Source organism: Methylomonas sp. HYX-M1 (assembly GCF_040741385.1).
Taxonomy (GTDB): domain Bacteria; phylum Pseudomonadota; class Gammaproteobacteria; order Methylococcales; family Methylomonadaceae; genus Methylomonas; species Methylomonas rhizoryzae.
Map to the genome: position 1 here is coordinate 1818106 of NZ_CP160405.1, position 18659 is coordinate 1836764.

The window sequence follows — 18659 nt, forward strand, 5'->3', positions numbered from 1 at the left end:
CGACGATGCGTCGCTCCTACCAAGATCCTTTAACGCTTAACCGGTTGTTTCATGCGCCCCACCTTTGTTACAGACAACTCTGACTTTTTTCCAACTTCCCACTGGGAAGCGGAACTCACTTTAGACTTTGCCCCGCGCGGAGCCAAAACCGCGCTGGTCAACCGTGCTCATCGTGGCCCGCTGACCGTACAAAGGCCGTTTTATCCGGAAGGCGAAGTCTGCCACGTCTACCTGCTGCACCCGCCCGGCGGCGTAGTGGCCGGCGACCGCTTGACCATCAACGCCAGCGCTGGATCCGGAGCCCAGGCCCTGATCACCACACCCGCCGCCGGCAAGTTCTACCGCAGCGGTGGCGGCGAGGCACGGCAAACGGTGATTTTAAATGTCGCCGACGGCGCCAGCCTGGAATGGCTGCCGCAGGAAACCATCGTCTACGATGGTGCCCGCTTGAATGCCAACATGCACATCGACCTAGCCGAACAAGCCCGCTTCGTCGGCTGGGAAATCACCGCCCTTGGTCGACCTGCTGCCAGCGAAGGCTTCACAAACGGCCACGCCGAACTCAACTGGCGCATCCGGCGCGGCGGGCGCTTGTTTTATCTGGAACGCCAGCATCTGAATGCCCAAGCGTTTCAAGCGCGCTGGGGTTTGTTTGGGCATTCGGCGTGCGGGACGCTGTTTGTTTATCCGGCTACGCCAGTGCAGTTGGCGGCGGTGCAGGCATTGATTGGCGATGAGCCGAATCGCGGCGTGACCATGATTGAGGGCTTGTTGATTTGTCGGGGCTTGGATGCTCGGGCGGATTTGTTGAAGGTTTTTTTTGAGCGGGTTTGGGGATTGGTGCGCGGGGATGTTATCGGCAAGGCGGTTTGTTTGCCGAGGATTTGGGCGACGTGAGGTTTTGAATTTTCTTGGGGTTTTTCGGGGTTGGGTGATAATGATGTCGTAGTGTGACAGCTGTTTTAGAAGTCGGTTCGCGGACCGACAAACCGCGATACTTTCTTTTGTTTGGCCGAAAGAAATTGGGACTAGTTTCCGGTATGGGGGTATTGCTATAACTGGGTTACCAAAGTAGCGCGCAGCCTGGGTTCAAATTTGACCAAACCGCATTCGTGTGCGATTCGATAACTCATACTTGTAGGTGCGACATAGGAGGCGATGACCGTTTTAAATTAGGGGAGTCGCGGTTGTGCAAAGACGCACATTTAAGAAAGACGAGAAATTTCTTCAGAATTCCACATGTGAGTTAAATTTTAGCCGTTCCTATGGCGCACGGGGTTCAGCCGCCGTGCGTCATTCCTTTTGAGGTGTTGGAGGCCACCCGACCAACAAGCTTGGCTTGTGATGTCCGGAGTAACGCAGCCTAGCTAAGGCAGCAGAGGCAAGGGTTAATTTCTAATTGTTCGGTACCGGTAGTTTGCGCACGGCTTCGGCCACTATATCCATCAAATCGCCGCCGCCTTGGTTAAGGTATTGAATGATTTGCTTACGCATCCTAGGCTCCCAAAAATTCTTGATATGCTGTTCCACGCCTTGAATAGCAAGGTCTCTATCGGGTTCGGATTTGAAAAACGCGCCAATATCGTTGGCCATTTTGACTATGTTGCTGTGATCCATATTACGCGACTGATGCTTGTAGATGTTGTAAACGGTGGGGGTGAGTGTAAACCACGTGGTTGTCGTTGCGGGCAAAACCGATCAGGGTCAATCCGGATTCTTGCGCCAGTTGAATCGCCAGCCCGGTAGGTGCGGAGATGGCCGCTAACAAAGTGATGCCGACGCTGGCGGCTTTCTGTACCATCTCGTAACTTGCCCGGCTGGTGACGATCAGCCAGCCGGCATTGAAATCGCAATCTTGCTTGGCTAATGCGCCGATCAGCTTATCCAATGCATTATGTCGGCCTACGTCTTCGCGAACTGCGGTGATGCCGCGATCCACGCTGAGCCAAGCGGCCGCGTGCACCGCGCCGGTCAATTGGTTGAGAGATTGTTTGTTCGGCATGTCCTTAAGCGCTGAGCTAAGTATGCGGGCGTCCAAGACTAGACCGGGGCCTACCGGTTTGACCTGCCGGATGGCTTGTTCCAAGGTGCTGGCACCGCACAGTCCGCAACCGGTACGTCCGGTCATATTCCGCCCTTTGCCGGGCATGGCCTCGAAGCGTGCGTCCGGTATGGTCATGCGAACTTCGACCCCTTTAGAGCGCTGCACCACTCTGACGGCATGCAATTCGCGGGAGTGCCGGATGATGCCTTCCGTCAAACTGAAGCCCAAGGCGAAATCCTCCAGGTTTAACGGCGTCGCCAACATCACCACATGCGGGATGGTGTTGTAAACCAGCACGACGGGAACTTCTTCCGCGACCGAATCTTCCGCCGCTTGGTGGGTAGGGCCGCGCCAGACGTCGAAGGTCCCCCTTCGATAGCTGGCCCAGCCTAGCTCGCTGATTGCGTCCATTAGCAAAGTCGAACGCTCAGTTGGTACTGGCAACTATCCGGTTTTCCAACAAAGACAACTGATCGTCCGAAAAACTACGGTATTGTTTTTGCCATTCCGAAGGTTGCGCAACTTTGGCGACGTGCACCGCGGTGACTTTGTATTCGGGACAGTTGGTGGCCCAGTCCGAATTGTCGGTCGTGATGACGTTGGCGCCTGAATGCGGGAAGTGGAAAGTGGTATAAACCACGCCGGGTTGCATGCGGTCGGTGATTTTCGCGTGCATGACGGTTTCGCCGGAGCGGCTTTTCACGCCCACCCAATCGCCGTCCGCGATGCCCAATACTTCGGCATCGTGCGGATGGATCTCCAAGCGGTCTTCGTCGTGCCAGGCCACGTTGTCGGTACGGCGGGTTTGAGCGCCGACGTTATATTGCGACAGGATGCGGCCGGTAGTCAGAATCAGCGGATACTGGCTGTTGGTGCGCTCTTTGGTAGGCACGTATTCGGTCAGCATGAACCGGCCTTTGCCGCGCACGAAATGATCGGCGTGCATGATAGGCGTTCCCTCAGGGGCTTCGTCGTTGCATGGCCACTGGATACTGCCCATTGCGTCGATTTTTTCGTAGCTTACCCCGGCGAACTGCGGCGTCAGGCTGGCGATTTCCGCCATGATTTCCGACGGATGGCGGTAGTTCATCGGGTAGCCAAGTGCGTTGGCCAGGTCTTGAGTTACTTGCCAATCCTCTTTGCCGGCCAGTGGCGTCATGACCCGACGTACCGGAGAAATGCGCCGTTCGGCATTGGTGAATGTGCCGTCCTTTTCCAGGAATGACGAGCCGGGCAGGAACACGTGGGCGAATTTGGCGGTTTCGTTCAGGAACAGATCCTGTACGATCAGGCATTCCAAGGAACGTAATGCATGGTGCACGTGTTGGGTATCAGGATCCGATTGGGCGATGTCTTCGCCTTGCACGTACAGGCCCTTGAAAGTGCCGTCGATAGCGGCCGCGAACATGTTGGGTATTCGCAAGCCGGGTTCCGATTCTAAGGCGACGCCCCAAGCGGCTTCGAATTGGTTACGCGTCGAGATGTCGGAAACGTGGCGGTAGCCGACGAATTCATGCGGGAACGAGCCCATGTCGCAAGAACCTTGCACGTTGTTTTGCCCGCGTAGCGGATTCACGCCCACGCCTTCGCGGCCGATATTGCCGGTCGCCATGGCCAGATTAGCGATGCCGATTACAGTGGTTGAACCTTGGCTGTGCTCGGTAACGCCAAGTCCGTAATAAATGGCACCGTTTTCGGCCGTAGCATACAAGCGGGCTGCCGCTCGCAAGGTTTCAGCATCGATGCCGGTGATTTCCGAAACCGCTTCGGGCGAATTTTGCGGCAGGGCAACGAAAGCTTTCCATTTGCTGAAGGATTCGACATCGCAACGTTCCATTGCGAATTGTTCGTCTGCTAGGCCCTCAGTGACGATGACGTGGGCCATGGCTGTGACAACCGCGACGTTGGTGCCGGGACGTAGTTTCAGATGATAATCGGCTCGTACGTGCGGGCTATTGCTGACCAAGTCGATGCTGCGCGGGTCGACTACGATCAACTTGGCACCTTGGCGCAAGCGGCGCTTCATCAAGGAGCCGAATACCGGATGGCCGTCGGTCGGATTGGCGCCGATTACCATGATGACATCTGATTTCAGCACTGAGTCGAAGGTTTGGGTGCCGGAAGATTCACCGAAGGTGCTTTTCAAGCCGTAACCGGTCGGCGAATGGCACACGCGGGCGCAGGTGTCGACGTTGTTGTTGCCGAAACCGGCACGGATCAGTTTTTGTACTAAATAGGTTTCTTCGTTGGTACAGCGTGAGGAAGTGATGCCGCCGACCGAATATTTTCCATAGGTGGACTGAATGTTTTTTAGCTTGTCGGCCGCAAATTGAATGGCTTCTTCCCAGCCTACTTCGCGCCAAGGATCGGTTATGTTTTCGCGTATCATAGGTGCGGTAATCCGATCTTTGTGAGTGGCGTAACCGAATGCGAAACGGCCTTTGACGCAAGAATGACCGTGGTTGGCCTGGCCGTTTTTATCCGGCACCATGCGTACCAACTGTTCCCCTTTCATTTCCGCTTTGAACGAGCAACCGACGCCGCAATAGGCGCACGTGGTGATTGTGCTGTGTTCGGGTTGACCGTAATCGATGACTGATTTTTCCATCAAGGTTGCGGTAGGGCAGGCTTGAACACAGGCACCGCAGGATACGCATTCGGAATCCATGAAGGCTTGGTTTTGCCCCGGAGAAACTTTGGATTCGAAGCCGCGGCCGTCTATCGTTAAGGCATACGTGCCTTGCACTTCTTCGCACGCACGCACGCACCGCGAACAGACGATGCATTTGGACGGGTCGAAGCTGAAATATGGATTGCTGCCGTCTTTTTCGGCACTCAAATGGTTATCGCCGTCAAAACCGTAACGGACTTCGCGTAAACCGACCGCACCGACCGTATCCTGCAGCTCGCAATTGCCGTTTGCCGAGCAGGTCAAGCAATCCAGCGGATGGTCTGATATATACAACTCGGCAATGCCGCGCCGAACATTAGCTAGCTTGTCGTTCTGGGTGCAGACCTTCATGCCTTGGCCGACCGGCGTGGTGCACGAAGCGGGATAGCCGCGCGCGCCCTCGATTTGCACCAAGCACATGCGGCAGGAGCCGAAAGGCTCCAGATGGTCGGTCGCGCACAATTTGGGAATGCTGATGCCGGCTTCGGCCGCAGCACGCATCACCGAGGTACCAGCGGCGACCGTGACTTTATGACCGTCGATTTCCAGTGTGACTTGATCGGTAGACGCGCTGGCTGGCGTGCCGTAATCGATTTCTTGATTGATAGACATAATGCTCTCCTGTAATCGATCAGGCTTTGGCTGTAGGTAGACCAAAGTCTTCAGGGAAATGATTCAACGCGCTCAACACCGGGTAAGGTGTCATGCCGCCCATCGCACACAATGAACCGCAAAGCATCGTGTCGCACAAATCACGCAGCAATTCGGTGTTTTTTTGTTTTTGCTCGTTGCCGACGATGCGATCTATGACCTCTACACCGCGGGTGGAGCCGATGCGGCAGGGTGTGCATTTGCCGCAGGATTCTTCGACGCAAAATTCCATTGCGTAACGGGCCATCTCGGACATATTGACGGTATCGTCATGCACCACAATGCCGCCGTGGCCGAGTACGCAAGCGATAGCGGCGAAGGCTTCGTAGTCTAACGGTGTGTCGAATTGTCCTTCATGTAAATACGCGCCTAACGGCCCGCCGACCTGCACGGCACGAATGGGGCGTCCGCTGGCCGAGCCGCCGCCGTAATCGTATAAGATTTCGCGTAACGTCATGCCGAAGGCGGCTTCGAACAAGCCGCTATGCTTGATGTTGCCGGCTAACTGCAGCGGCAAGGTGCCGCGCGAGCGGCCCATGCCGTAATCCCGGTAGTACTCGCCGCCCTTATCCAGAATGACCGGAATCGAGGCCAACGAAATGACGTTGTTTACGATGGTGGGTTTGCCGAAAAGGCCGACGATGGCGGGTAACGGCGGTTTGAAGCGTACCAAGCCGCGTTTGCCTTCCAGGCTTTCCAATAAAGAAGTTTCTTCGCCGCAGATATAGGCGCCTGCGCCGCTACGTACTTCCAGATGGAAAGTCTTGCCGCTGCCTTGTATGTTTTCGCCCAAGTAGCCGTGTTGATAAGCGGCTTCTATGGCTTGGTTCAAGGCGATTTTGGCGTGGGGGTATTCGATACGCAGATAGATGTAGCCTTGGGTCGCGCCTACCGCCAAGCCGGCAATAGTCATGCCTTCGATCAATACGAAGGGATCGCCTTCCATAATCATACGGTCGGAGAAAGTACCCGAGTCGCCTTCGTCCGCATTGCAGACGATATATTTTTGCTCGGCCGGTGCATTCATCACGGTATTCCATTTAATACCGGTCGGAAAAGCTGCGCCGCCGCGGCCCCGCAGCCCGGAATCGGTCACGTGCTTAACGATATCGACAGGTTGCAAGGCCAAGGCATTTTTTAAACCGCGATAACCGTCGTGGGCAAGGTAATCCTCAAGGTTGACCGGGTCGGTCAAACCGACGCGAGCAAACGTCAGGCGGTTTTGATGCTTGAAGAATGGGTGTTCCTCGATATTGCCCAGCGACAGAACATGTTGTTTGCCGTCCAGGAATCCGGCCTCGACAAGCGTGGCAAGGTCTTCGGGCTGTACCGGGCCGTAAGCCACTCGACCGGTGGAGGTTTCGACTTCGACCAAAGGTTCCAGCCAAAACATGCCGCGCGAGCCGTTACGCACGATTTCGATGTCCAGTCCTTTGGTATCGGCTAGTTGCTGCAATGACTGAGCGACTTGTTCCGCGCCTAAGGAAAGCGCGGTTGAATCACGGGATACGAATACACGAGTCATGATTTATTACCTTTGCAGGAGGCCACGAGGCGATCGAATTTTTCCGGAGTGACACGGCCGTGTACTTGATCGTCTATGGTAATGGAGGGTGAGCAGCCGCAATTGCCGAGGCAATAGACCGCCTCCAGCGAGAATTGTTCATCGGTCGTGGTTTGGTGAAAATCAATGCCCAGGGTTTGTTTAGCATGTTGTTCCAGAGCTTTACTGTTCATGGCCTGGCATGATTCGGCCCGGCAGATGCGAATAGTGTGTTTGCCCGGCGGGGTGGTGCGAAAGTAGTGGTAGAAGCTGATGACTCCGTGAACTTCGGCTTTGGATAAGCTCAGATCTTTGGCAATGTCTTCTACGGCCGCCGGCGGAATATAGCCCAAGGTATCCTGAATGCCGTGCAGAATTGGCAGCAGGTTGCCAGGCATGGTCCGATGGCTAGCCAATATATCAAGCACAATGGGTTTTTGGCTTTGGTAATCTTGCATCATGGGCTCTTCTAAAAGATGGAACATTTAGCAGACTATTTAAACACGAACAATTAACGCAACGCAACGCAGTCTATCAGCGCCAAGCGGCGGAAAATCTAGGCTGGACGCGGATTTGCGCGATTGTCAAAGCTGCTGCATTGATACTTAGTCAACAAACAGTAAACAAAGAGGCCGACGATTGATGCCGTTGGGTAGACAAATTTGCATGCATGATCTCTACGAAATTGTTCCTTGGATAAGTAGCGTTTATTGTGATTGATGGAGGGGATGGTACCCCTAACTTGGATAATTTCAAGCGTTTGAACTTTATGGTTATTGCGGGTTGTAGCCAATTGAATCGGGTGTGGCAGGAATTTGAACTTGTACCGTAGAACCGATGGGGTTATAGTCCGCTATGAGGCCTATGGTCTTAATTTAACAACAAAAACTAAAAAAAATGAGGAGGTTGCTATGGGTGGTGTGTTTGAGCTAGGCATTGTGATGCTGATCATCGCCTTTTTTGCATTTGCACCGTTGGGCTATTTCATTTACATGTACACGATGAAAAATGGCGAGCCTTTTGGCGATATCGAACCACATGGCGATAGCGAGTCGCCAGTGTTGAATATGGCCGAGAAATTAATAACCACGGTTAAAGGCTTACTCGCTAAAAAATGACTTAATTGTTAGCGCCGAGTTGGAAAAAAGCCGGGTATTTCCCGGCTTTTTATTAGACAGAATGGCCGCAGCAAGGACAATGCGGGTTTTTTTTCAAGCGTAAATTTTGCCATTCCATGCTTAATCCATCCAGCAGCAATAGACGGCCAACCAAGGGTTCTCCACAGGAAACGATTAGCTTGATGGTTTCCAGTGCTTGAACGCATCCGATAATACCGGTGATAGGCGCGATAACGCCATTAGTCGCGCAGTTTTGCAGTTCTTCGCCCTCGCTCTGATATAAGCAGTTATAGCAAGGGCTTTCCCCTTTACCCGGCGTAAATACGCTAATTTGTCCTTCAAAGCGTATGGCGGCTCCTGAAACCAAAGGTTTTCGGTAGGCTACGCATGCCTTGTTCACGGCAAAGCGGGTGGTGAAATTGTCGCTGCAATCTAAAACCACATCGGTATTTTTTACCTCGTTTAACAGGTTTTCCCCTTCTAATCGTGCCTTGCGAGCGACTACCGCAATTTCCGGATTGATGTTTTTTAAGCTGTCGCGGGTTGAAATGACTTTGTCCAACCCTATATCGGCGGTGCCGTGGGCGATTTGGCGTTGTAGATTGCTTAGATCCACTTGGTCGTTATCGTAGAGCGTCAGGTGGCCTACGCCGGCAGCCGCCAAATACATGGCTGCCGGGGAGCCTAGTCCGCCGGCCCCGACGATTAATACCTTGGCATCCAATAGTTTTTGCTGACCCTCGATATCCACTGGGGGCAGCATGATTTGTCGGCTGTAGCGCAACAGTTGTTGGTCGTTCATGTTTAAAGCTTCCGAGAAAGGCGGTTGATAATGCCAAAGAGCTTGACAGAGTGCAAAACCTCGCTATTATTAGCACTCGTTACAAGAGAGTGCTAATAAATTTAGTTTGATCTTTAACCTGTATCTACATAAAGGAGACATTGATGAAAATTCGTCCGTTACATGACCGCGTTGTCGTTAAGCGTGTGGAAGAAGAAACCAAAACCGCAGGTGGCATCGTACTGCCCGGTTCCGCTGCAGAAAAACCGAGCGAAGGTGAAGTTTTGGCAGTTGGCGAAGGCAAACCTCTTGATAACGGCCAGGTGCGTCCAATGGCAGTTAAGGTTGGCGACAAAGTATTGTTCGGTAAATATTCCGGTTCCGAAGTAAAAGTCGGCGGCGAGCAGTACATTGTGATGCGCGAAGACGACATTATGGGTATTTTGGAATAATCCAAATCGATATTTATCAATTACATAAAAACGATTAAGGAATAAAAAATGGCAGCAAAAGACGTAAAATTCGGCGGTGATGCGCGCGCTTTGATGGTTGCGGGCGTCAACATTCTAGCAAACGCGGTAAAAGTGACCTTGGGTCCTAAAGGCCGTAATGCCGTATTGGACAAAAGCTTCGGTGCTCCCACCATTACCAAAGACGGCGTGTCGGTTGCTAAAGAAATCGAATTAAAGGATAAATTCGAAAACATGGGCGCACAAATGGTTAAAGAAGTTGCGTCCAAAACTTCTGATGTCGCCGGCGACGGCACTACCACTGCAACCGTGTTGGCTCAAGCAATAGTCAACGAAGGTTTGAAAGCGGTTGCGGCCGGCATGAATCCCATGGATTTGAAACGCGGTATCGACAGCGCCGTGACGGCAGCGGTAGCGGCTATCGAGAAAGCGGCGATTCCATGCAGCGACAGCAAAGCGATTGCTCAAGTCGGTACCATTTCCGCCAACTCCGACGAATCGGTCGGCGCAATTATCGCCGAAGCGATGGAGAAGGTCGGTAAAGAAGGCGTTATCACGGTAGAAGAAGGTACCGGTTTAAACAACGAATTGGACGTGGTCGAAGGCATGCAATTCGATCGCGGTTATTTGTCTCCGTACTTCATCAACAAACAAGACAGCATGAGCGTCGAGTTGGATGATCCGTTTGTCCTGCTGTATGACAAAAAAATCTCCAATATTCGTGAAATGCTGCCGGTATTGGAAGGCGTAGCCAAATCCGGCCGTTCGCTGTTGATCATTGCGGAAGATGTTGAAGGCGAAGCCTTGGCTACCTTGGTTGTCAACAACATGCGCGGTATCGTAAAAGTGTGCGCAGTAAAAGCGCCCGGTTTCGGTGATCGCCGTAAAGCCATGCTGGAAGACATTGCGATTTTGACCGGCGGTACCGTTATTTCCGAAGAAGTCGGCTTGTCATTGGAAAAAGCCGACGTAGACATGCTGGGTACTGCCAAGCGTGTACAAATCAATAAGGAAAACACCACCATCATCGACGGTGCCGGCGACGAAGAGCAAATCAAAGGTCGTGTCGCACAAATCCGCGCCCAAGCCGACGATGCTACTTCCGATTACGATCGGGAAAAACTGCAAGAGCGCCTGGCAAAACTGGCCGGCGGCGTGGCGGTGATCAAAGTGGGTGCTGCGACCGAAGTCGAAATGAAAGAGAAGAAAGCCCGTGTCGAAGACGCACTGCATTCAACTCGCGCAGCCGTCGAAGAAGGCGTGGTTGCCGGCGGTGGTACTGCTCTGGTCCGTGCTCTGGCTGCTTTGGAAGGCCTGAAAGGTATCAATCACGATCAAGACGTCGGTATCAGCATCCTGCGCCGAGCGATGGAAGAGCCTTTGCGTCAAATCGTCAGCAATGCCGGCGATGAAGCGTCCGTGGTATTGAACGAAGTCAAAAAAGGCAGCGGTAACTTTGGTTATAACGCGGCCACCGGCGAATACGGCGACATGATCGCTATGGGTATTTTGGATCCTGCCAAGGTTACCCGTTCCGCTCTGCAAAACGCCGCATCGGTTGCCGGTTTGATGATCACCACGGAAGTCATGGTCGCCGAAGCGCCGGCTGACAGCAAAGCTCCTGCGATGCCTGACATGGGCGGCATGGGCGGCATGGGCGGCATGATGTAAGTTTCGCTCAGTTCATACTGTCATATCGAAGCCCCGGTATCTAACATGCCGGGGCTTTTTGTTTTTATAAACCGAATTTTCTGTGTAAAGGACGCAGGCGGGGGAGCTTTTGATATGGGATGGGTTATTGATGCACGACTAGGTTCTCGATATTTCGCGGCAAATCGCGCAATCGCTCGCTTATTTAACATAGATTTATTTTAGCTTTGCTGACACCAAGGCTGTTTGTCTTACATTGCCATCAAAAATCGAATCTAAGCGCGCAATTATCGATTTAAGTTTGGTGCTTTCCGCGTTTATTAGAAGGGGGGGAGTGCGTTGTCTCGATTATCGGTTAGGTATCTTCTGAATAGTTGGCCTTGAAAGGATTTACAAAGCGACTTTGTTTTCCGTTTTGTGGTGCGAATATTGCTTCATACGGCTTGATTTATTCCAAAAGCATCATCAGGAGAAAAATGTGGCAATGAACAAAGTCGATAGAAGGCAGTTTCTATTCATGGGCGCATCAGTGGGTGCGTTAACGGTGGCAGAGGCGATGGTAGGGGGAGGGCAAGCATTAGCGGCAGTCACTCTACCGGATTCCGGTATTTTTACCTTGCCTGAATTGCCTTATGCACAAAGTGCGTTAGAGCCTTATATTTCGGCAAATACCGTGAGTTTTCACTACGGAAAGCATCATGCCGGTTATGTCAAAAACTTAAACGGTTTGATTGTCGGTACCGCCTACGAAAATATGAGCTTGGAACGAATCATTAAGGCCACGAATGGTAAGCGTTTGATTCCGGGGCTGATATTTAATAATGCTGCGCAAACGTGGAATCACACATTTTATTGGAATAGTTTGCGTCCGGGGGCGGGGGATGCGGAACCGCCAAGCGGTAAATTAGCGAATTTGATTAATAGTCAATTCGGGCATTTTTCCGATCCTGGTACCGATGCGAAGGGAAATTGGACAAACCCGGGGTTCAAGCAGAAATTGTTCGACGCGGCGAAAGGGGTATTTGGTAGCGGCTGGGCTTGGGTGGTTGTCGACGGCGGACGCTTGGAAATCGTAACGACCGGGAATGCCGGCAATCCGTTGGTAATGGGAAAAAAGCCCTTGCTGGTGATTGATGTTTGGGAGCACGCCTATTATTTGGATTATCAAAACTTACGCACCGCCTATCTAAACACTATTTTGGATAAGTTGATCGATTGGCAATTTGCCGGCGAAAACCTGCCGTCCAGGCTGGCTTAGCGTTTAGTTGTCGATAGTATTAATAACCTAGGTGCGGATATGAAATTTTTAATTTATTCAAGCGTTACTTTTGTGGTTTTGGCAGGTTCAAATGGTGCCTTCGCCGGATTTTCCGGTTCTTATCAGCCGCAAAATTGGTCGATTTATACCGATGGCGGCAGTATCGATACTGCCGTTGCCCCCGATTGGATTTCGATTACCAGCAGCGATGATCAGTCCGGGGAGTTAAACAAATACCAGCAAATTATCATTACAGCAGTTTATTCCGGTCAAGTGAGTTTTAACTGGCGTTATGACACTTTGGATATCGATGGTCCGAGTAATGACGATTTCGGTTGGCTGTTGAATGGCGAATTCAGCTTGTTATCCGATCCGGACGGAGATATTAGTCAAGCCGGGAGTTTCGTGGCGGATATCGTTGCCGGGGATATATTCGGTTTTCGGATTTATTCGCTGGATTCGCTAGGGGGTGCCTCGACCGCATTAATCAGTCAATTTTCCGCTCCGGGTACATCGCCCGCGCCGGAACCAATTCCCATACCCACCGTTGCTTGGATGCTGCTGTTGCCGATGGTGGCGACGCTAAGACTTAAGCCTGCGAGAGCTTGATAGGGGGGAGTAGTAGGAGGAAGAGGGGCTTCAGGCATAAAAAAGCCCACATTACGTGGGCTCCGTCCGGTTACTATTGTTATTGTGTGGACGCCTGCTACCGGGTAGCAGGTTGAATTGCTGCGCTTATTGTTATTGTTGTACCGTCGAAACGGTCGCTTCCTCCTCCCTCATTCTTACGCACTTAGCGGCGCATTGACCTCTATCAAGGTGTGCGCATTATACTGTCCGAATGTTGGGATGTCTACAAAAAACGCGACAATTTGCCGCATATTTTTTATTGAACTTTATAAATCAGAGGTTTAGTTACGTCGGTTTTGCGATTATTGGTAGAGGCCTGCTGGATAGACGGTTGGCAGGTATTGATTCTCTATCAAAAAATTCAAAATTATGCCCTTAACAGTAATGAGATAGGTAAAGCGGGCTGAATTCACGTTATCTGCAGATGGCATAACGTGCGGATTGATACGCTATTCAACGGATGGATTGAGTGCAACGGTTTCTTGCAATATTCTGCTGAAACTCGGCGAATGCGGTAGAATCCACCTCCCTTTACGGATACAGTGGGCATGCAGATAACGGCAATCTATCCCGGGACATTTGATCCCATTACAAACGGTCATTTAGATTTGATTTGCCGCGCCTCGAATCTATACAAGACCGTTATCGTCGCGGTCGCGGAAAATTTGGCGAAACAGCCTTTGTTTTCGCTGGTGGAACGGGTGGACATGATAGAGCGGGTTGTAGGCGGCTTTAGCAACGTTCGAGTGCTAGGGTTCAATAATCTGTTGGTCGAGTGCGCTCAGTTACACCAAGCCAGCGTCATCATCAGAGGCCTGAGAGCGGTTTCGGACTTTGAATACGAATTTCAAATGGCAAGTATGAACCGCCGTTTGGCGCCTAATGTCGAAACCGTATTTTTAACCCCATCAGAACAATACGAATTCATTTCTTCCAGTATGATTCGGGAGATAGCCCGTTTGAACGGCGATGTTTCCAGTTTTGTACCGGAGTTAGTCAACAAGCGTTTAATTGAAAAGTTTAAATCGGAGTGAACCATGGCTCTTTTAATCGGCGACGAATGCATTAATTGCGACGTATGCGAGCCGGAATGTCCCAACGGCGCGATTTCCCAAGGTGAAGAAATTTACGTGATCAATCCGTCATTGTGTACCGAGTGCGTCGGACACCATGATAAGCCGCAGTGTATGGAGGTGTGTCCGGTCGATTGCATAGGGAAAGATCCGGACAACGTCGAAGATCGCGACAACTTATACGCAAAATACATGCGCTTAACCGCCTAGGGTTTATCGCCCGGAATTAAGCAAAGACAGCAGTGGCCGGCTGGGCCTTTAATGCTGATTTTTTCGTTACGCTCTTTTTACCCGCCTGTTTTTTCCCTCAACTTGTGAGATTTTTATGGCCGAAAACATTTCAAATAACGCGTTGATTTTGGCGTTGCTATCGTTAAATGGCGAAATTGCCATCCAAAAAGATTATTTGGATTCAGGCGAAATTCCTGAAGAAGAACTGGCGGACGAGCAGGAAGTGCTGGACGATTTGGAACAAGCCTTCATGGAATTTGTGGATTTATATAAAAACAGGGCGCGTGCCGATCGTTCGTTGCCGGAATTGGAAGAGTTATTGGCTGGCGAAAGCCAAGCCTAGTGCCGGGATATGCCGTTATTCGCCGATTGGCTTTTGCGGTCGGCGATTAAGGCCTCAATAACCATGTCGGAAGCCCCATGAAATATCGAGATTTGCGCGATTTTATTCAGCAGTTGGAAAAGCTGGGTGAATTAAAACGCGTTAAGGTGGAGATCGATCCCTATCTGGAAATGACGGTTGTCTGCGATCGGGTATTGAAACAGGGCGGGCCGGCTTTATTGTTCGAGAAGCCCAAGGGTGCCAATATCAGTGTGTTGGGCAATCTGTTCGGCACGCCGAAACGCGTTGCGTTGGGTATGGGGGCGGAAGACGTGTCGCAGCTGCGTGGAATAGGGGAGTTGTTGGCATTTTTGAAAGAGCCGGAGCCGCCGAAAGGCGTTAAAGATGCGCTGGATAAATTGCCGGCGTTTAAGCAGGTGCTGAATATGGCGCCAAAATTGATAACCGCGCCCGTATGTCAGGAAGTCGTGCGCATCGGTAGCGAAGTGGACTTGGCGGATTTTCCGATTCAAACGTGTTGGCCGGAAGATGCCGCGCCGCTGATTACTTGGCCTCTGGTGATAACCAAGGGTCCAAACAAAGAGCGGCAGAATCTGGGGATATACCGGCAGCAAGTCATCGCTAAAAACAAAGTCATTATGCGTTGGCTGGCACATAGGGGCGGCGCTTTGGATTTTAAGGAATGGCAGGAAAAATATCCGGATAAGCCGTTTCCGGTCGCGGTGGCGCTGGGCGCTGATCCGGCGACGATACTGGCAGCTGTCACGCCCGTGCCGGACCCGCTATCGGAATATGCTTTCGCCGGGTTGCTACGCGGTAGTAAAACGGAAGTTGCGCATTGCTTGACTCCGGGGCTCGACGGTTTGCAGGTGCCGGCGAGTGCGGAAATTGTGTTGGAAGGTTTCATTTATCCGGGGGAAACCGCGCCGGAAGGGCCGTTCGGCGATCACACCGGCTACTATAACGAAGTGGATGAGTTTCCGGTTTTTACCATCGAACGAATTACTCAGCGTCAGGTGCCGATTTACCATTCCACCTATACCGGTAGACCGCCGGACGAACCGGCCATTTTAGGCGTTGCCTTGAACGAGGTATTCGTGCCGATATTGCAAAAGCAATTTCCGGAAATCATCGATTTTTATTTGCCGCCGGAAGGCTGTTCGTACCGGATGGCCGTCATCAGTATGAAAAAGCAATACGCCGGCCATGCCAAGCGGGTGATGTTCGGAACCTGGTCGTTCTTGCGGCAATTCATGTATACCAAATTCGTCATTGTGGTGGACGACGACGTGGATGCAAGGAACTGGCAGGACGTCATTTGGGCGATTACTACCCGAATGGATCCGGCGAGAGACCTGACGATTCTGGAGAATACGCCCATCGACTATTTGGATTTTGCCTCGCCGGTGTCGGGCTTAGGCTCGAAAGTCGGATTTGACGCCACCAACAAATGGCCGGGTGAGACTCAGAGGGAATGGGGCAAGCCGATCGTGACGCAGCCACAGGTGGTGGCCAAAATCGACGCTATCTGGGCAAGTTTATTTGATTAGTCGGTGACAGTTCGGCTGATGTATGCAAGCGAGGGATAGTGTGCAATGGTATGGGTTCGATTTCGATCATTAGCCCGGGCGGTAGGGTTGTAGTGTCTACTAGGCTTAGTGCCTCGAAGTCTGCGGTTTCCATAGTTGCGACTGCGGAAAAATTAATCGGTAAAAGCTAAGCCATGAGAATTTTGATCGTCGACGATATTTTGGAAAACAGGCTGTTGTTGGAGCGCTTGTTAACTCGAATGCGCCACCAAGTCTTGCAGGCGGAAAATGGTCAACACGCTGTGGATGTTTATACCAACCAGGCTTTGGATCTGATTTTGATGGACGTGATGATGCCGGTTATGAACGGCTTTGAAGCGATACAGATCATCAGAGCTTTGCCCAGCCAAAAATGGGTGCCGATTTTTCTGGTTAGTGCGTTAACGGACGTCAAAGATATTATCGAAGGGTTGAAAGTCGGGGCGGACGATTATCTTCCCAAACCCATCGATTACGCCATCTTGAGCGCAAAAATCGATTCGGTAGAGCGCACGTTGGAAATGCAACGCCGGATTATCGCCGATACCGAGCAGCTGAGGCGCTACCGCGAACAAAACGAACGCGAACACGACTTTTTGCAAGCCATTTTTGAACGCTTGTTAAAGTTAAACGAAATCAACGAAGAGCAGGTGCAATATTGGTTGACGCCCGCTCAACGTTTTAGCGGCGATTTGGTATGTGCGCACAAGACCGATCAGGGCTTGATCTACTTTATGCTGGCCGACTCGACAGGGCACGGTTTGGCAGCCGCACTGCCTACGGTGATTGTTAATCAAGTTTTTCGCGGCATGGCCAAGAAGTCTTTATCGGTTAAACTCATCGCCAGGGAGATAAACGGTCAGCTATATAGTCAATTGCCACCCGGCCGTTTCGTTGCGCTTACGTTAGGAGTAGTCAACGAAGCCGATTGCAGTATCGAGATATGGAATGGCGGTTTGCCCGAAGGTTTGCTGATTGCCGACGACGGCAGCGTCAAACATGCGTTTCGTTCGCTACATACTTTTGCCGGGGTGCTGGATGACGAGTCGTTCGATGACAGTACCGAATATTATCGAACGAACGAGTCTTGCGAATTGTTTTTGTATTCAGACGGGGTGATAGATGCGACAAATCGGCAGTTCAGTCGTTTCGGCACCGAAAAATTAAGGGCGGAGCTGTCTACTTCCGCGCCGGGGCAAAGGGTTGACGCCGTCAGACAAGCGTTGGAAGCGCATATGGTGCGCGATGAAGCCCAAGACGACGTGTCGTGTTTGGCAATCCGCTTAAAATTGGCTTCCTCCTTGAGCCCGATGGGATAGTATTGATGGCTTCTTTACAGCCGAGTATCTACCCCAAGCTGCGCGGCATATTATCTTTCCGAATTGAAGACCTAAGCCTTGTTCGATTCCACCTGCTCTAAAATCACGTCGGACGCTAACAACAAGCCGCGTTTGTAAGAGTCGCAAGCCCGGTCTTTATCGCCTTTGTCGAATAATACGTCGCCGAGTAAATGGCAGGCCCCTACCGTAGCCTCTTTGTTAAGGGTTTTCAGTAGATATTGTTCGGCTTTTTCCAGTTGGCCGGCTTGATGGGCGAGTTTTCCCAGCACCTTTAATAGAACGGGATCGTTGGGATAGACGCTCAACCATTGCTCCGCGGTTTGTAAGCGTTTTTCCTTGCCTTCGCTTTGGATGGATGAGAATAGTTCGAGTAGCGTAGCGTCCCAATGGCGGCCCAGTTGAGCAATCGCTTGGTCTTCGATTTCCGACCCGGCACCGGCGGCTATCATCGCGGCGAAATAAATATTGGCTATGCCCGGTAAGCGGCGAATGTGTTCCGGAACGTCGTTCCAGCAACGCCGGATGGCATCCGGGTTTCCTTCGCGTTGTGCCTGTTTGAGCAAACTGCTGTAGGTTTGAGTCTCCAGCAACTTGACTTCGGCTTCCATCAAAATTTTGTGTTGTTGCAGCGACGGGAGAAGTTTGCTTAACGATTCCCAATCGCCTAGGTGTTGGTAGGCCTGATGCATCATGCGCAACACTCGGGCATGCCCCGGATTGATTTCGTTCAGGGTTTCCAGCGTCTTTAACGCTTGCTCGAACTGTTGTTCGGACAGGTGCAGTTCGGCTTGGGTAAGTCCTACCGTCAAATTGCCTTCATGGGATTGTTCCAAGGCCTTTTGCAGGTATTCGTCGCGTTTATCCAGGGCGCCGCGGGACTGGGCGGCCCGCGCGGCGGTCAGGTAATGTAGAAGAGGAGCGCCGCTGTTGGCGGCATGTTTGATCAGGGTTTTTTCGGCGCTTTCGAAATTTCCGTCAGCGGCGTCGAATAAGCCGGCGATTAAAGCTTCTTGCGATCGGTTGAATTTAATGTTTTGCCGGCGTTTGGACAATCGGCCGGGCAGGCGTAACAGCACGCCCAGCAAACGGAATACGCTGTACAGTATGAAGAAAGTAATCACCAGACCGACCGTGAATACGGTCAACGACGTTTCCAAAGACCAATGCCCGAAGCCGATTAAAACGTAGCCTGGATCGTTATGTTGCGCAAGCCAGCTATGCAAAGCGAACGCCACGGCCGCCGCTGTAACTAGAGAAGCCAGAAAATACGCTATGTTTTTCTTCATGT

The 18659-nt window shown here is 51.7% G+C and carries 18 protein-coding genes; 11 read left to right on the forward strand and 7 right to left on the reverse strand.

The genetic code is table 11. The features are described from left to right. Positions 1-51: 51 nt before the first annotated feature. Positions 52-897: an urease accessory protein UreD gene (locus AB0A83_RS08375; RefSeq protein WP_150047834.1), complete on the forward strand. Its 846-nt coding sequence runs from the start codon at positions 52-54 to the stop codon at positions 895-897. A 498-nt stretch (positions 898-1395) separates the two neighbouring features. Here the strand turns inward: AB0A83_RS08375 and AB0A83_RS08380 are convergent, their stop codons facing one another. The 5 genes from AB0A83_RS08380 to AB0A83_RS08400 are packed head-to-tail and all read right to left on the reverse strand — an operon-like array spanning position 1396 to position 7367. Then, positions 1396-1617, reverse strand: coding sequence for a formate dehydrogenase subunit delta (locus AB0A83_RS08380; protein WP_150047835.1), 222 nt, complete (start codon positions 1615-1617; stop codon positions 1396-1398). Position 1618: 1 nt separating this feature from the next. Then, complete coding sequence (gene fdhD, locus AB0A83_RS08385) at positions 1619-2455, reverse strand: formate dehydrogenase accessory sulfurtransferase FdhD (protein ID WP_150047836.1); 837 nt, start codon at positions 2453-2455, stop codon at positions 1619-1621. 16 nt (positions 2456-2471) lie between these two features. Continuing rightward, positions 2472-5327 (reverse strand): formate dehydrogenase subunit alpha, encoded by a 2856-nt coding sequence (gene fdhF / locus AB0A83_RS08390; protein WP_150047837.1) that lies wholly within the window; start codon positions 5325-5327, stop codon positions 2472-2474. Between the two features lie 19 nt (positions 5328-5346). Then, positions 5347-6891, reverse strand: coding sequence for a formate dehydrogenase beta subunit (locus tag AB0A83_RS08395; RefSeq protein ID WP_367155997.1), 1545 nt, complete (start codon positions 6889-6891; stop codon positions 5347-5349). After that, positions 6888-7367: a formate dehydrogenase subunit gamma gene (locus tag AB0A83_RS08400; RefSeq protein ID WP_150051874.1), complete on the reverse strand. Its 480-nt coding sequence runs from the start codon at positions 7365-7367 to the stop codon at positions 6888-6890. The genes AB0A83_RS08395 and AB0A83_RS08400 overlap by 4 nt, the downstream gene beginning before the upstream one ends. Positions 7368-7730: 363 nt before the next feature. Between AB0A83_RS08400 and AB0A83_RS08405 the strand changes: the two genes are divergently transcribed. Next, positions 7731-8027: a hypothetical protein gene (locus AB0A83_RS08405; RefSeq protein ID WP_332095565.1), complete on the forward strand. Its 297-nt coding sequence runs from the start codon at positions 7731-7733 to the stop codon at positions 8025-8027. Positions 8028-8079: 52 nt separating this feature from the next. On the opposite strand, the gene AB0A83_RS08410 is transcribed toward AB0A83_RS08405, so the two are convergent. Beyond that, positions 8080-8829 carry a molybdopterin-synthase adenylyltransferase MoeB gene (locus tag AB0A83_RS08410; protein WP_150047839.1) on the reverse strand — a complete coding sequence of 250 codons (750 nt, stop codon included), beginning with the start codon at positions 8827-8829 and terminating at the stop codon, positions 8080-8082. Positions 8830-8972: 143 nt separating this feature from the next. On the opposite strand from AB0A83_RS08410, the gene groES reads away from it, so the two are divergent. The 9 genes from groES to AB0A83_RS08455 all read left to right on the forward strand — a co-directional run bounded on the left by groES (position 8973) and on the right by AB0A83_RS08455 (position 17350). Further along, complete coding sequence (groES, locus tag AB0A83_RS08415; protein WP_150047840.1) at positions 8973-9260, forward strand: co-chaperone GroES; 288 nt, start codon at positions 8973-8975, stop codon at positions 9258-9260. Positions 9261-9308: 48 nt separating this feature from the next. Further along, entirely contained in the window at positions 9309-10949 is a 1641-nt protein-coding gene (gene groL / locus AB0A83_RS08420) for a chaperonin GroEL (RefSeq protein ID WP_150047841.1), read from the forward strand. Positions 10950-11484: 535 nt separating this feature from the next. Continuing rightward, positions 11485-12186 (forward strand): superoxide dismutase, encoded by a 702-nt coding sequence (locus AB0A83_RS08425; RefSeq protein WP_150051878.1) that lies wholly within the window; start codon positions 11485-11487, stop codon positions 12184-12186. Positions 12187-12225: 39 nt separating this feature from the next. Next, positions 12226-12795, forward strand: a complete 570-nt coding sequence (locus AB0A83_RS08430) for a hypothetical protein (protein WP_150047842.1) — start codon at positions 12226-12228, stop codon at positions 12793-12795. Between the two features lie 569 nt (positions 12796-13364). Then, complete coding sequence (gene coaD, locus AB0A83_RS08435; RefSeq protein WP_150047843.1) at positions 13365-13850, forward strand: pantetheine-phosphate adenylyltransferase; 486 nt, start codon at positions 13365-13367, stop codon at positions 13848-13850. Between the two features lie 3 nt (positions 13851-13853). After that, positions 13854-14099, forward strand: a complete 246-nt coding sequence (locus tag AB0A83_RS08440) for a YfhL family 4Fe-4S dicluster ferredoxin (RefSeq protein ID WP_150047844.1) — start codon at positions 13854-13856, stop codon at positions 14097-14099. A gap of 115 nt (positions 14100-14214) precedes the next feature. Next, positions 14215-14463, forward strand: coding sequence for a hypothetical protein (locus AB0A83_RS08445; protein WP_150047845.1), 249 nt, complete (start codon positions 14215-14217; stop codon positions 14461-14463). A gap of 77 nt (positions 14464-14540) precedes the next feature. Further along, entirely contained in the window at positions 14541-16013 is a 1473-nt protein-coding gene (ubiD, locus tag AB0A83_RS08450; RefSeq protein WP_150047846.1) for a 4-hydroxy-3-polyprenylbenzoate decarboxylase, read from the forward strand. A gap of 173 nt (positions 16014-16186) precedes the next feature. Beyond that, complete coding sequence (locus AB0A83_RS08455) at positions 16187-17350, forward strand: SpoIIE family protein phosphatase (RefSeq protein WP_150047847.1); 1164 nt, start codon at positions 16187-16189, stop codon at positions 17348-17350. 71 nt (positions 17351-17421) lie between these two features. Here the strand turns inward: AB0A83_RS08455 and AB0A83_RS08460 are convergent, their stop codons facing one another. Further along, positions 17422-18657, reverse strand: a complete 1236-nt coding sequence (locus tag AB0A83_RS08460; RefSeq protein WP_150047848.1) for a heme biosynthesis HemY N-terminal domain-containing protein — start codon at positions 18655-18657, stop codon at positions 17422-17424. Positions 18658-18659: the final 2 nt, after the last annotated feature.

Bases quoted from the DNA above. Each gene is read 5' to 3' on its own strand.
- coaD (WP_150047843.1), top strand. From the start codon at position 13,365: ATGCAGATAACGGCAATCTATCCCGGGACATTTGATCCCATTACAAAC.
- AB0A83_RS08380 (WP_150047835.1), bottom strand. From the start codon at position 1,617: ATGGATCACAGCAACATAGTCAAAATGGCCAACGATATTGGCGCGTTT.
- AB0A83_RS08410 (WP_150047839.1), bottom strand. From the start codon at position 8,829: ATGAACGACCAACAACTGTTGCGCTACAGCCGACAAATCATGCTGCCC.
- groES (WP_150047840.1), top strand. From the start codon at position 8,973: ATGAAAATTCGTCCGTTACATGACCGCGTTGTCGTTAAGCGTGTGGAA.
- AB0A83_RS08430 (WP_150047842.1), top strand. From the start codon at position 12,226: ATGAAATTTTTAATTTATTCAAGCGTTACTTTTGTGGTTTTGGCAGGT.
- ubiD (WP_150047846.1), top strand. From the start codon at position 14,541: ATGAAATATCGAGATTTGCGCGATTTTATTCAGCAGTTGGAAAAGCTG.
- AB0A83_RS08445 (WP_150047845.1), top strand. From the start codon at position 14,215: ATGGCCGAAAACATTTCAAATAACGCGTTGATTTTGGCGTTGCTATCG.
- AB0A83_RS08395 (WP_367155997.1), bottom strand. From the start codon at position 6,891: ATGACTCGTGTATTCGTATCCCGTGATTCAACCGCGCTTTCCTTAGGC.
- AB0A83_RS08460 (WP_150047848.1), bottom strand. From the start codon at position 18,657: ATGAAGAAAAACATAGCGTATTTTCTGGCTTCTCTAGTTACAGCGGCG.
- AB0A83_RS08455 (WP_150047847.1), top strand. From the start codon at position 16,187: ATGAGAATTTTGATCGTCGACGATATTTTGGAAAACAGGCTGTTGTTG.
- AB0A83_RS08425 (WP_150051878.1), top strand. From the start codon at position 11,485: ATGGTAGGGGGAGGGCAAGCATTAGCGGCAGTCACTCTACCGGATTCC.
- fdhD (WP_150047836.1), bottom strand. From the start codon at position 2,455: ATGGACGCAATCAGCGAGCTAGGCTGGGCCAGCTATCGAAGGGGGACC.
- fdhF (WP_150047837.1), bottom strand. From the start codon at position 5,327: ATGTCTATCAATCAAGAAATCGATTACGGCACGCCAGCCAGCGCGTCT.
- groL (WP_150047841.1), top strand. From the start codon at position 9,309: ATGGCAGCAAAAGACGTAAAATTCGGCGGTGATGCGCGCGCTTTGATG.
- AB0A83_RS08440 (WP_150047844.1), top strand. From the start codon at position 13,854: ATGGCTCTTTTAATCGGCGACGAATGCATTAATTGCGACGTATGCGAG.
- AB0A83_RS08400 (WP_150051874.1), bottom strand. From the start codon at position 7,367: ATGCAAGATTACCAAAGCCAAAAACCCATTGTGCTTGATATATTGGCT.
- AB0A83_RS08375 (WP_150047834.1), top strand. From the start codon at position 52: ATGCGCCCCACCTTTGTTACAGACAACTCTGACTTTTTTCCAACTTCC.